General features: G+C 67.9%; 13 protein-coding genes. 7 read left to right on the top strand and 6 right to left on the bottom strand.

All coding sequences use genetic code 11. The features are described from left to right. Positions 1-27: 27 nt before the first annotated feature. Both AC1DZ6_RS03230 and AC1DZ6_RS03225 read right to left on the bottom strand, forming a co-directional pair. A complete protein-coding gene (locus AC1DZ6_RS03230) occupies positions 28-1,140 on the bottom strand; it encodes a CobW family GTP-binding protein (protein WP_477095755.1) in 1,113 nt (370 codons plus the stop codon). Between the two features lie 79 nt (positions 1,141-1,219). Continuing rightward, complete coding sequence (locus tag AC1DZ6_RS03225; RefSeq protein WP_477095754.1) at positions 1,220-1,846, bottom strand: hypothetical protein; 627 nt, start codon at positions 1,844-1,846, stop codon at positions 1,220-1,222. Positions 1,847-2,055: 209 nt separating this feature from the next. Between AC1DZ6_RS03225 and rplU the strand changes: the two genes are divergently transcribed. The 3 genes from rplU (at position 2,056) to AC1DZ6_RS03210 (ending at position 3,658) form a co-directional block, all read left to right on the top strand. After that, a complete protein-coding gene (gene rplU, locus AC1DZ6_RS03220; protein ID WP_477095753.1) occupies positions 2,056-2,571 on the top strand; it encodes a 50S ribosomal protein L21 in 516 nt (171 codons plus the stop codon). Between the two features lie 80 nt (positions 2,572-2,651). Then, positions 2,652-2,921, top strand: a complete 270-nt coding sequence (gene rpmA / locus AC1DZ6_RS03215) for a 50S ribosomal protein L27 (protein ID WP_422182347.1) — start codon at positions 2,652-2,654, stop codon at positions 2,919-2,921. Between the two features lie 203 nt (positions 2,922-3,124). Then, positions 3,125-3,658, top strand: coding sequence for a GNAT family N-acetyltransferase (locus AC1DZ6_RS03210; protein WP_477095752.1), 534 nt, complete (start codon positions 3,125-3,127; stop codon positions 3,656-3,658). A 171-nt stretch (positions 3,659-3,829) separates the two neighbouring features. Here the strand turns inward: AC1DZ6_RS03210 and AC1DZ6_RS03205 are convergent, their stop codons facing one another. Continuing rightward, positions 3,830-4,783, bottom strand: a complete 954-nt coding sequence (locus tag AC1DZ6_RS03205) for a hypothetical protein (RefSeq protein WP_477095751.1) — start codon at positions 4,781-4,783, stop codon at positions 3,830-3,832. 212 nt (positions 4,784-4,995) lie between these two features. Here AC1DZ6_RS03205 and obgE point away from each other — a divergent pair, with 212 nt between their 5' ends. The 4 genes from obgE (at position 4,996) to AC1DZ6_RS03185 (ending at position 9,419) form a co-directional block, all read left to right on the top strand. Continuing rightward, positions 4,996-6,060 (top strand): GTPase ObgE, encoded by a 1,065-nt coding sequence (gene obgE / locus AC1DZ6_RS03200; RefSeq protein WP_477095750.1) that lies wholly within the window; start codon positions 4,996-4,998, stop codon positions 6,058-6,060. Continuing rightward, the gene (gene proB, locus AC1DZ6_RS03195; RefSeq protein ID WP_477095749.1) at positions 6,060-7,205 is read left to right on the top strand and encodes a glutamate 5-kinase; all 1,146 of its coding nucleotides are present in this window, start codon (positions 6,060-6,062) and stop codon (positions 7,203-7,205) included. The genes obgE and proB overlap by 1 nt, the downstream gene beginning before the upstream one ends. Position 7,206: 1 nt before the next feature. Next, positions 7,207-7,620 carry a DUF3574 domain-containing protein gene (locus AC1DZ6_RS03190; protein WP_477095748.1) on the top strand — a complete coding sequence of 138 codons (414 nt, stop codon included), beginning with the start codon at positions 7,207-7,209 and terminating at the stop codon, positions 7,618-7,620. 110 nt (positions 7,621-7,730) lie between these two features. Then, complete coding sequence (locus AC1DZ6_RS03185) at positions 7,731-9,419, top strand: GH39 family glycosyl hydrolase (RefSeq protein ID WP_477095747.1); 1,689 nt, start codon at positions 7,731-7,733, stop codon at positions 9,417-9,419. A 4-nt stretch (positions 9,420-9,423) separates the two neighbouring features. Here the strand turns inward: AC1DZ6_RS03185 and AC1DZ6_RS03180 are convergent, their stop codons facing one another. The 3 genes from AC1DZ6_RS03180 to AC1DZ6_RS03170 form a co-directional block, all read right to left on the bottom strand. Continuing rightward, complete coding sequence (locus AC1DZ6_RS03180; RefSeq protein ID WP_477095746.1) at positions 9,424-11,748, bottom strand: GH92 family glycosyl hydrolase; 2,325 nt, start codon at positions 11,746-11,748, stop codon at positions 9,424-9,426. Positions 11,749-11,837: 89 nt separating this feature from the next. Further along, complete coding sequence (locus AC1DZ6_RS03175; RefSeq protein WP_477095745.1) at positions 11,838-12,506, bottom strand: hypothetical protein; 669 nt, start codon at positions 12,504-12,506, stop codon at positions 11,838-11,840. Between the two features lie 87 nt (positions 12,507-12,593). Then, on the bottom strand, positions 12,594-12,896 hold a 303-nt coding region (locus tag AC1DZ6_RS03170; protein ID WP_477095744.1), incomplete at its 5' end, for a hypothetical protein.

Here is a 12,896-nt window from a genome sequence, read left to right as displayed (position 1 = left end):
CGTCAGGTGGGGCAAGTGGATGAGCCCCTAGGCCGCCGTCGCTTCGAACCCGGCCTTCAGCTCCGCCTCGTCGAGGTCGCGGCCGATGAACACCATGCGGCTGTAGCGTTTGTCCTTGTCGGTCCACGCACGCTGGAAGTCGCCCTCCAGGATCATGTGCACGGCCTGGAACACCAGGCGGCGCTCCTCGCCCTTCACGTCGATGATGCCCTTGGCGCGCAGGATGTCGACGCCGCGACGGGCCAGCAGTTCATTGAGCCAGACGGTGATCTTCTGCCCGTCGACCGGCTTGTCCAGCGTCAGGGAGATCCCCTTCACGCCGTCGTCGTGGATGTCGCTCTTGTGGTCATGACCGTGGTGGTGGTCGTGGCCGCAGTGCTCGTCATGCACGTGCCCATGGTCGTGATGATGGTGATCGTGGCCGCAGTGCTCGTCGTGCACGTGACCCGCCTCGCCGTGGGCCGGGTTCAGGAAGTCCGGCTCCAACTCGGTGATGCGCTCCAGGTCGAAGCTGCGCCGGCCGATGATGGCGTCCAGCGGGACGTTCGAACGCTGGGCGCGGTGGATCGGAGCCAGCGGGTTGATGCGCTTGATGCGAGCCTCGACGTGGCGCAGGTCGTCTTCCGAGACCAGGTCGGTCTTGTTCAGCACGATCTGGTCGGCGAAGGCGATCTGTTCGACGGCTTCCTTGCTGTCGCCCAGGCGCAGCAGGATGTGCTTGGCGTCGACCACGGCGGTGACCGAGTCGAGATAGGTGCGGGCCTTGACGTCGTCGTCGACGAAGAAGGTCTGGGCCACCGGACCCGGATCGGCCAAGCCGGTGGTCTCGACCACGATGGCGTCGAAGCCGCCCTTGCGCTTCATCAGCCCTTGCAAAACCCGGATCAGGTCGCCGCGCACCGTGCAGCAGACGCAGCCGTTGTTCATCTCGAACACTTCCTCGTCGGCCCCGACCACCAGGTCGTTGTCGATGCCGACCTCGCCGAACTCGTTGACGATCACGGCGTACTTCTTGCCGTGCTCCTCGGTGAGGATGCGGTTGAGCAGGGTGGTCTTGCCGGCGCCGAGATAGCCGGTCAGCACCGTGACGGGGATCTTGCCATTCGCGACAAGGGGGGGAGCGGGAGCGGTGTTGGTCATGGCCGCTATTTAGGAGCGATAGGGGCCGGGGGGAAGCGCGCGGCTCAATCCCAGTCCTATAAGCCGCTCATCCCGGCGTTCAGGTCTTCAGAAAAGCCACGGCCGCGCCGATCAGGATCAGCGCCCCGCCGAGGATGATCTCCTCGTACTGCTCCAGCCGGTCCAGGCCCAGGCGGTTGAAGCCGGCCAGGCTCAGGCCGGTGAACACCAGCATGCCCGCCGAGGTGGCGGTCAGCAGCACGGCGCTGAGCACCAGGAAGCCGCCGACCCCGTGCTCCATGCCCGCCAGATAATAGGGAAGAAAGGCCTCGCACGGCGACAAGGTCAGCAGCAGCACCAGGGCGGTGATGGCCGCCCGGTCGGAGGCGAACTTGCGGGCCCCGTCCATCGTCGCGTGCCGATGACGGCCCCGCACCAGATAGAAGAGGCCGATCGCGGCCATCAGTCCGCCGACGATCCAATGGAAGTAGCCCCCCAGGTGCGGCTCGGCCACCAGGCCCGCCGCCACCACCGCCAGGCCCAGCAGGATCGTCAGGCCCACATGGCCCAGGCCCGCCAGCAGGGTGACGCCAAGGGTGCGCCCCGTCGTCCACTTCTGGGCGCGGCCCACCAGCACGAACGGCAGCCAGTGCGTCGGCAGGGCCGCATGCAGAAAGGCCACGGCAAAACCGGTGGCGGCGACGGAGGCGAAGAAGGTCGTGTTCACGCGCCGAGCTTTAGACTGTTATATTGTAACACGCCAGCCCTCATATGACTCTCGCATTCGCGTCGGGGCGTTGCCGGCGGGTCACGCGAATGTCTCATCTCGCCGTTGACTCACGGGGCTTCGGCTGTATAAGTCCGCCCCCTCGCCCGCTGGGTTTCCTGGCGGGCGTTCCCAATTTTGCGAACGCACGTTTCTTAAGGCGCTAACCTATGTACGCGGTGATCAAAACCGGCGGCAAGCAGTACCGGGTCCAAGCCGGCGACCTGCTGGTTGTCGAAAAGCTCGACGGTGAACCGGGCTCGGAAGTCGCTTTCGGCGAAGTCCTCATGCTTGGCGAAGGCGAGGCCGTGACGATCGGCGCTCCCCTGATTGAAGGCGCGGTCGTGACCGGCGCCCTTCTCGAAACCCGCAAGGGCGAGAAGGTGAAGATCTTCAAGAAGATCCGCCGTCAGGGCTATCGCCGCACCCGTGGCCACCGCCAGACCGAGTCGGTCGTGCGCGTGACCTCGGTGGCCGGCGCCGGCAAGGAAACCAAGTGGGACGGCGTCATCGACCTGACCCCCAAGGTGATCCTGAACGCCCGCGCCCGCGGCCTGGGTGACGCCGCCGTCCCGGCGACGATCCCGAGCATGCCGGTGAAGGCCGAGGCCGAAACCGCCGCTCCGAAGAAGAAGGCCGCGCCGAAGAAGGCCGCGACCGAAGCTGCTCCGGAAGCCGAAGCCTGAGACCCTCACGGGGCTCAATGAACGATTAGCTCGATCCAGGTCTCTCCAGAGAAACCGGATCTAGGAACTAGGAGGCCACTATGGCTCACAAGAAATCAGGCGGCTCTTCGAGCAACGGTCGCGACTCGGCCGGCCGTCGTCTTGGCGTGAAGAAGTTCGGTGGCCAAAAGGTCGCCGCCGGCAACATCATCATCCGCCAACGCGGCACCAAGTTCTATCCCGGCGCCAACGTCGGCATGGGCAAGGACCACACGCTGTTCGCCCTCATCGAGGGTGCGGTGGCTTTTGTCACCAAGCGCAACAACCGTACCTACGTGAACGTAGCTGCTCCGGCTCAGGCCGCCGAATAGCGCGAACCTCGTAGAGACCGGGTCGCGCTTTCCTCAAGAAAGACGATCCGGACAGACGAACCTAAGCGGGGAGTCCGGAACGCCGGGCTCCCCGCTTTTGTTTTGTCCGCGCTCGAAATTTCTTGGCCCCAAAAGGACCCCAGGCCTGAAATCCGAGCGACACGGTCCCCACCTAGAAGGACCGAGAGAACGGGAGGCGCGCGATGTGCGTGATCGAGAAGAGTCCGATCATCGAGACGCGGCGGCTGAGGCTGCGGGCTCCCAGATCCGATGACGCGTCGCGGATCGCGGCGCTGTGCGGCGACTATGCGATCGCCAAGATGACCACCCGCATGCCCTGGCCCTACACCCAGGGCGACGCCGACGGCTTCGTCGCGCGCTGCCAGGTCCAGGACCGGCGCAAGGACTCCACCTTCGTGATCGACCTGGAGGACGAGGGCGTGGTCGGGGTGCTGGGCTTCTTCACCCCSCCCGACGGCCACCTGGAAATCGGCTACTGGGTCGGTCAGCCCTATTGGGGCCGCGGCCTGGCGACGGAAGCCGCCCAGGGCGCCCTGGCCTGGGCCCGGACCGACTGGCGCAAGAAGCTGGTCGTCGCCGGCCACTTCGCCGACAACCCGGCGTCGGGCCAGGTGCTGGTCAAGACCGGCTTCCTCTACACGGGCGTCGTCGAGCACAAGCCGTCGACGGCGCGGGGCGAACCCGTGCCGACCCGGATGATGGTCTGGCTGGCCTAGCGCGATCCCTCTCCCCTTGCGGGAGAGGGTGGCCCGCGAAGCGGGTCGGGCGAGGGGTTGAAAAACGACAAAGCCGCGACCGGCCTTTCGGCTGATCGCGGCTTTTGCTTTTGAGAGGCCCCTCATCGGGCAGCTGCGCCGCCACCTTCCCCGCAAGGGGAAGAGGGAAGATCAGGCCGCGCGGTGCGTGGCGATGACCTTTTGCGGGCCTTCGCGGAAGCGCTTTTCGGCGACGATGATCCGCTCGCACAGGGCGTCCAGATCGCTGAGCAGCGAATAGGTCGCGTAGATCGGGATTTCCATCATCGCCACCTGGGCGCGCGGCATGAACTCGCAATACTTCTTCCACGCCACGTGGGTGTCGCGGGCGTTCATGGCCCGCTGGCCCAGCGGATTCCACAGGCTCAGGGCCATCAGCTCGTCGCGGCATTCCTTCATCACCGGCAGGGCGATGTAGAGGAACAGGAACGTCGGCGTGGCGGCGCGGGCGAACTGCGGCTGCACCTGCATGTGCCAGATGCGGAAGGCTTCGAAGAAATTGGCCTTGCGGGTCGGGTCCGGCGGCAGCCACTGCAGGTCGGGATTGATCAGTTCCTGGGCCGAGCCCGAGCGCTTGACCAGTTCGTCGGCCGAGCGGCCGTCGGCCATGGTCTTGTTCAGGGCGTTGATCGGGATCGCCAGGCGCTTGGCCACCTCGGTGTAGCTGACCTGACGGCCGGCCATCGGGGTCCATTGACCGAAATTCTGGGCGTTCGGAGCCTGGGCGCGCTTCATCGCCGCGGCCTGGTGCAGCAGCTGATGGGTTTCGCGGCTCTTGGCGGCCTGCTGGCGGTCGAACTCTTCCTCGTGGACGGCCTGTTCGTCAGGCGTCATCCAGCGCGCCCGTCCGGGGCCGTAGGTGCGTTCGTTGCGATTGAGCAGGGTGAAATTGTGCTCTTCGGTCGGGCGGCGGCCGATGGCGCTCAGGAAGGCGCGGAAGTCGCGCCATTCGGGCGCCAGACCCGTGCCCCGGCTCATCAGCATGTTCCGATGGAGCGACGCTTCGTGGGTGTACTTGCGACACAGGGTCGGCAGCGTCAGATCCTGAAGGTCATGCGCAAAATCGGCGTCAGAAATCGTCGTCAACGCCATCCCTCCCAGCGCAATGGTCCTGTCGGTTTCCTCATGAGATCGTTTGTCGCATGATCTCTTTTAACATTTCGTCACGATGACGAACGCGGTTCGACGCGGCAAAGCGTCGCCATAACCCCCGGATTCCGGCCTTTAAACGCTCGCAAGGCTTGGCCGCGGACCTGTTTCGGCTCGACGGACAAGCCGCCTTGCGACAAAAGACGCTCATGAAATTCTTGGACCAGTGCAAAATCTATGTCCGCTCCGGAAACGGCGGCGGCGGCGCGGTCTCGTTCCGACGCGAGAAGTACATCGAATACGGCGGCCCCGACGGTGGGGACGGCGGCCGAGGCGGCGACATCTGGATCGAGGCGGTCGAGGGGCTCAACACCCTGATCGACTACCGTTATCAGCAACACTTCAAGGCCGGCACGGGCATCCACGGCATGGGCCGCGGACGCCATGGCGCGGCCGGCGACGACGTCGTGCTCAAGGTCCCCGTCGGCACCCAGGTGCTGGAGGAGGACAAGGAGACGCTGATCGCCGACATGGACACCGCCGGCATGACCCTGCGCCTGGCCAGGGGCGGCAACGGCGGCTGGGGCAACCTGCACTTCAAGGGTCCGATCAACCAGGCCCCGAAATACGCCAATCCGGGCCAGGACGGCGAGGAGCTGTGGGTCTGGCTGCGGCTGAAGCTGATCGCCGACGTCGGTCTGGTCGGCCTGCCCAACGCCGGCAAGTCGACCTTCCTGGCCGCCGCCAGCGCGGCCAAGCCGAAGATCGCCGACTATCCGTTCACCACCCTCACGCCCAACCTCGGCATGGTCGACCTGTCGACCAGCGAGCGCTTCGTGATGGCCGATATTCCCGGCCTGATCGAAGGCGCCTCCGAGGGCGCGGGCCTGGGCACCCGCTTCCTGGGCCACGTCGAGCGCTCGGCGGTGCTGATCCACCTGGTGGACGGCACGCAGGACGACATCGCCACCGCCTGGACCACGATCCGCGCCGAGCTGGAAGCCTATGGCGACGAGCTGGCCGACAAGTCCGAGATCCTGGCGCTGAACAAGATCGACGCGCTGGATCCCGAGACGCTGGAAGCCAAGCGCGCCGAACTCGAGGCCGTCTCCGGCATCAAGCCGATGCTGGTCTCCGGCGTCTCCGGCAAAGGCGTGACCGAGCTGCTGCGCGCGGCCTTCATCCAGGTGCGCATCCGTCGGGGCGAGACCCCCGCCGAGGCGGCGATCGACGAGGCGCCCGAGGAGGAAACCCCGGGGGGCTGGCAACCCTGATGTCCGCCCAGGGGGGAGCAGCGGGGGGAGCGCTCAGCCGCGCCAGGCGGATCGTCTTCAAGGTCGGCTCGGCCCTTCTGGYCGACGCCGCCACCGGGGCGGCCGACCGCGCCTGGCTGGACGCCTTCTGCGCCGACGTTGCTCGCCTGCGGGCCCGGGGCCAGCAGGTCGTGGTCGTGTCGTCCGGCGCCGTGGCCCTGGGCCGCCGCCGCCTCGGCCTCACCGGCGCCAAGTCCCTAACCCTGCCCGAGAAGCAGGCCGCCGCCGCCGCCGGCCAGTCGGTGCTGATGCGGGCCTGGGAAGAGGCGCTGGAGCCGCACGGCGTGGTCGCCGCCCAGATCCTGCTGACCCGCGACGACACCGAGACCCGCCGCCGCTGGCTGAACGCCCGCGCCACCGCCGAGACCCTGATCGCCCTGAACGTCGTGCCCGTGGTCAACGAGAACGACACGGTGGTGACCGAGGAGATCCGCTACGGCGACAACGACCGCCTGGCCGCCCGCGTGGCCCAGATGGTCGGCGCCGACCTGCTGGTGCTGCTGTCCGACATCGACGGCCTCTACACCGCCGACCCGCGCCGTGATCCGACCGCCACCCACATCGAGCGGGTGACCGAGATCACGCCCGAGATCGCCGGCATGGCCGAGGGCGCCAACGCCGCCACCGGCGTGGGCACAGGCGGCATGGCCACCAAGATCGCCGCCGCCCGCATCGCCCGGGCCGCCGGCTGCGCCACCCTGATCACCCTGGGCTCGCGCCCTGCTCCGCTTCAGGCCATCGAGGACGGGGCCCTGGCCACCGTGATCGAGGCCGGCGCCTCGCCCGCCGCGGCCTACAAGGCCTGGATCGCCGGTTCGTTGGCTCCCCAGGGCTGGCTGACGGTCGACGCCGGGGCCGCCGCCGCTCTGATCAAGGGCAAGAGCCTGCTCTGCGCCGGCGTGCGCGCCATCGAGGGTCCGTTCGACAAGGGCGACGCGGTCCGGGTGCGCGACGAGAACGGCCGCGAGGTCGCCCGGGGCCTGGTCCGCTACGACAGCGCCGACGCCCATCGCATCGCCGGCCTGCGTTCGGACGCCATCGAGGCCGAGCTGGGGTTCACCGAAGGCCCGATGATCCACGCCGACGACCTGGCGGTGGGCGGCTAGGATGCGGCTCCTCGCCCTCCTTGGCCTGACGGCCAGCGGGGCGGTGCTCTCCGGCTGCGCCAGCCTGGCGCCGGCCACCTGCCCGGTGGGCCAGGGTCCGGGCCGTACGGTGGAGCTGTTCTTCGGTCGCAACATCGGTGGCGATCTCGGTGTCTCGGAAGCCGACTTCAAGGCCTTCGTCGACGCCGAACTGACCCCCCGTTTCCCCGCCGGCCTGACCGTGCTCGACGCTGCCGGCCAGTGGCGCGGGGCCAATGGCGTCGTCGGTCGCGAGCCGTCCAAGATCGTGATCCTCGTCCTACCCGGCCGCGCCGGCGACGAGGACAAGCTCTCCGCCGTGCGCCAGGCCTACAAGACGCGGTTCTCGCAGGAAGCGGTGCTGATCCTCACCCAACCGACCTGCCTGGGATTCTGAGTCGAGCCGGGTTTCTTTTGTCCTACAATTGCGGTCGCCACCCTGGCGATGCATGCTGGGTCCCGTCCGACGGCGTAAAGCACGACGCCGCGGCGGGGAGGGACGAAATCATGCGCAACGGTGTTGCTCTCGGCCTGCTGGCCGCCCTGCTGCTCGCGGGACCGCCGGCGCTGGCCCAGGCGCCGCGCGCCGTTCCAGTCGAGATCACCGTCGACGCCGGCAAGCCGGTCGGCGAGCTGCGGCCGATCTGGCGGTTCTTCGGGGCCGACGAGCCGAACTACGCGACCATGAAGGACGGCCGCAAGCTGCTGAGCCATCTGGGAGCCCTGGCGCCCAAGGCGGTCTATTTCCGCACCCACAACCTGCTCAACACCGGCGACGGGACCCCCGCCCTGAAGTGGGGCAGCACCAATGTCTATACCGAGGACGCCCAGGGCCGCCCGGTCTATGACTGGACGATCCTCGACCACCTGTTCGACACCTATCTGGCCAACGGGGTCCGGCCCTATGTGCAGATCGGCTTCATGCCCCAGGCCCTGTCGACCCATCCCGAACCCTACCAGCACGCCTGGCGGCCGGGGTTCGATTACAACCTGATCAGCGGCGGCTGGGGCTATCCACCCAAGGATTACGACAAGTGGTCGGAGCTGGCCTACCAATGGGTCCGCCACTGCGTCGAACGCTATGGCCGGGCCGAGGTCGAGACCTGGTATTTCGAGGTCTGGAACGAGCCCAACGGTCCCGCCTACTGGAAGGGCACGCCGCAGGAGTTCCACAAGCTGCATGACTACGCCGTCGCCGGGGTCCGGCGGGCCCTGCCCACGGCCAAGGTCGGCGGACCGGACGTGGCCGGCAGCGGCGGCCAGTTCATGGAGGACTTCCTCACCCATGTGAGCGAAGGGACCAACTACGCCACCGGCCAGAAGGGCACGCCGACCGACTTCCTGGCCTTCCACGCCAAGGGCTCGCCCAGCTTCGTCGACGGCCACGTCCGGATGGGGATCGCCGCCCAGCTGGCGGGCATCGACAAGGGCTTTGGCATGATCGCCGCGCGACCGGCCCTCAAGAACAAGCCGATCGTGATCGGCGAGTCCGACCCCGAAGGCTGCGCCGCCTGCCAGGGTCCCTACCTCGGCTATCGCAACGGCACGGTCTATTCCAGCTACACGGCCGCCAGCTTCGCCCGCGAGCATGACCTGGCCGCCCGCCACGGCGTCACCCTGGACGGCGCCCTGACCTGGGCCTTCGAGTTCGAGGACCAGCCCTATTTCGCCGGCTTCCGCCAGCTGTCGAGCAACGGGCTCGACCTGGCGGTGGTCAATGTCTTCCGGATGTTCAGCCTGATGGGCCCCGAGCGGATCGCGGCGAGCAGTTCGGGACAGATCCCGCTCGACGAGATCCTGACCCAGGGCGTGCGCGGCCGCCCCGATGTCGGGACCCTGGCCAGCCTGGGCCCGGACCGCCTGGCGATCATGGTCTGGAACTATCATGACGATGACCTGCCCGGTCCGGCCGCCGAGGTGCGCCTGGTCGTCAAGGACCTGCCCCGCGCCTTCGCCAGCGCCAAGCTGGTTCACTACCGGGTCGATGAGGAGCACGGCAATGTCTACGGCGCCTGGCGGCGGATGGGCGCGCCCCCGGCCCCGACCAAGGCCCAATATGACGCCCTTGAACAGGCCAGCGGGCTGGCCGCGATCGACGGCCCGCCACCGGTTCGCGCCAAGGACGGCCTGACCCTGACCTTCCAGCTGCCGCGCCAGGGGGTGTCGCTGCTGGTGCTGGAGCGGGTCAAACCGTAGCGCCCTACCGCACGTACCCCGTCATCGACATCGGCCGATCCTTGACCCCCGACGCCCACGCCTTGTTCGGCGTGGCGCTCATCGTGAAGACCAGCTCGCCGCCGGCCCGGATCTCGGCGTCGCGGAGGAAGCTCCGCGTCAGCGGCTTGCCGTTCAGGGTGACGGAACCGACGTAGGGCGCGGTGTCCGACAGGCCAACGGTCCGCACCGTGAACCGCTTGCCGCCCTCCAGGTTGAGCACCGCCCTCTCCACGAACGGCCGGCCGATCACATACTCGTTCGAGCCCGGCGCGACCGGATAGAAGCCCAGCGAGGTGAACACCAGCCAGGCCGACATCTGGCCCAGGTCATCATTGCCCGACAGGCCGTCCGGCGTCGGCTTGTACTGGCTCTTCACGATCTGGGTCAGCCGCGCCTGGGTGCGCCACGGGGCGCCGGCGTAGTCGTACATGTAGGCCACGTGGTGGCTGGGCTCGTTGCCGTGGATGTACTGGCCGATCAGGCCGGCGATGTCCTCGGCGTGGGAGTAGTCGATCTTCGAATTGTCGAAGTCGAACATGGCGTCCAGCTTCTTCACCGTCGCCGCGTCGCCGCCCAGCAGCCCGACGATCCCGCCCAGGTCCTGCGGCGCGAACCACGAATATTGCCAGGCGTTGCCCTCGGTGTAGTCGGATCCGTAGTTGATCGCCGTCGGGTCGAACGGCGTGCGGAACGTCCCGTCGCTCTTCCTGGCCCGCAGGAAGCCGGTCTTCACGTCGAAGCTGTTGCGCCAGTTTCCGGCCCGCTTCTCGAAGGTCGCGGCCACGTCGTTCCGCCCCATGGCCTTGGCCATGCGGGCGATGGTCCAGTCGTCATAGGCGTATTCGACGGTCTTGGAGGCCGCCTCCGGCTCCTTGTCGATCGGCACGTAGCCGAGGGCCATGTAGTCGCCCAGGCCGCCATAGGGCGCATAGGTGGCGCTCTTGACCATGGCGTCCAGCGCGGCCTTCTCGTCGAAGCCCCGGATGCCCTTCATGTAGGCGTCGGCGATCACCGGCACGGCGTGATAGCCGATCATCGTCCAGGTCTCCTGGCCGTGGAACTGCCAGACCGGCAGGATCCCGTACGGGCTCTCCTGCTGGGACGCGATCAGCGAATTGACCACATCGCTGGTGCGCCTTTCCGGCTGGACCAGGGTCAGCAGCGGGTGCTCGGCGCGGAAGGTGTCCCACAGCGAAAAGGTCGAGTGGAAGGTGTAGCCTTTGGCCGTGTGGACCTCGTTGTCCGGCCCGCGATAACGGCCGTCGACGTCGCTGAACACGCTGGGAGCCAGCAGGGTGTGGTAGAGGGCGGTGTAGACGTTGGTCCGCGTCTGCGCCGGAGCGGCGATCTCGACCGCGCCCAGGGCCTTCTCCCAGTCGGCCCGGGTGCGGGCCCGCAGGCCGTCGAAGTCGAAGCCCTTCTCGTCGCTGGACAGGTTCAGGACGGCGTTCTCCTCGCTGACCGACGAGATGGCGACCTTGGCGACCAGCGGTCCGTCGAGGGTCCCGAAATCGAAGACGCCGACCAGGGCCCGGCCCTCCATCTGGGCGCGGTCGAAGGCGGTCCTGCCGGGCTGGGCGAACCCCTTGTAAGGGACGGCCTCTTCCTTGTTGTACAGCGCCTTGCCGACCAGCGGCCGGTCGAAGCGGATGGCGAAATAGAGCTGGCGGCCGGGCGCCCAGCCGCGCGTCTCGCGCATGCCGGTGATCGTGCCGTCCTCGGCCACGCGGATCCGCGACCACGAAACCTTGCCCGGGTAATTGTAGATCGAGGTGCGCAGGTCGAGCAGCACCTGGGCCCGCGCGCCCTTTTGGAAGGCGTAGCGATRCATGCCGGTGCGAAGGCCGGCCGTCAGCTCGGCCCGCACCTGGCTGTCGGTCAGGGTCACGGCGTAATAGCCGGGCTGGGCGATCTCGCCGTCGTGGCTGAAGCGCGAGCGGTAGCCCGAGCCCGGCTTGTCGGCCTCGCCGGGCTCCAGTTTCGCCTCGCCACTGACCGGGGCCAGCAGGATGTCGCCGAGGTCCGAATGGCCCGAGCCGGAGAAGTGGGTGTGCGAGAAGCCCAGGATCGTGGGGTCGCTGTAGCGGTAGCCGGCGGCGCGGGCGTAGCTTTGCTTGAACGGCAGGATGTCGGTGTCGGGGCTCAGCTGCACCATGCCGAACGGAGCGACCGCGCCGGGGAAGGTGTGGCCGTCGCCGCCCGTGCCGATGAACGGGTCGACCGCGCCGTACGGGGTCTTGTCCTGGCTGGCCAAGGCCGGAGACGTCGCCAACGCCGCGATCGCGGTCAGCACCAGTCCAAGACGCATGGGATTCTCCTCCGACTTTGGGCGGGACCCTAGACGGAGGAAGCGGGCGGCGTCACCCGATTTACAAAGCTTAGTTTTCTTAATCCGCGTCAGAACAGGGCCACGGGGATGATGACGGCGAGGAAGGCCGCCAGGGCCAGCACCAGCGCCTCCACGGCCAGCCCCGCCGCCCGAAGCGGTCCGATCCCCAGCCGGCTGGCGAACCAGCGGGTCTGAACGGTCAGAAACCAGATCATTCCCGCGGCCATCAACCCCAGGCCCCAGGCGTTGGAGATGTCGTGGCGCTGGAAGATGATCGCGCCGCCGTTCAGGAAGACCACGGTCGGTCCGGCCAGGTAACACTGGGCGTAGAAGGGCGGACGCAGGCTCTCGCGCGACAACCGCGCGCCCTGCCGGCGCAGCAGGACCACGGCGGCGACCAGCGGGACCAGGCTGAAGATCAGGGCGCGGAACAGGGCGGCGTTCTGGGGCGAGGCGAAGATCGCGTGCTGCAGGGTGTTGGTCCCCTGCGGAGTCGGCATGTGCGCGGCCATGGCGATCAGGTTCATCACCACGATGGTGATCAGCAGGAACAGCGGCGGCGTAAGGGCGTCGTCGTAGCGCCCGGTCTCGGCGTCGCCCTGCTCGGCGTCGGAATAGGCCATGGTCTCCAGCGGCCGGACCAGCACCCGCCACAGGGTCAGCGGATAGAAGACCAGCCAGGACGTCGCCTCGAAGAGGAACTCCTCGAAGCTGCGCAGGAGTTTCATGAAGTCCATGCCGGCCTCGTCCAAGCGCCGGTCGACACCCGGCGGCGCAAGGTTGGCACGGGGCGCGGGCGGGCGTCCATCGGGGGAAGCCCCGTCTCAGCCGCGCTGTGACTTGGGCTCGACCGCTCCGTGCCCGCTCAGCTCGGCCCCCGCCTGGGGCGAGAACCGCCGGTTCCAGATCGTCGCCGAGGCCGAGACGGCGGTGACCACCAGGAAGGCCAGGGTGAAGTCGCGCAGGCGCGGATGGTCCGTTCCGCCCAGCTGCATGCCGACATGTAGCGCGCCCGCCCCGACGCAGATGCCCAGCGACAGCATCAGCTGCTGGAAGGTGGCGTAGAAGCTGGTCGCCGCGCTCATCCGCTCGGGCGGGATCTCGTCATAGGCGATGGTGTTGTAGGC

It is taken from the genome of Caulobacter sp. P1_B12_2 (assembly GCF_056406675.1).
The sequence above is the reverse complement of the archived record's forward strand: the minus strand, read 5'-3'. Positions and strand labels throughout refer to the sequence as shown.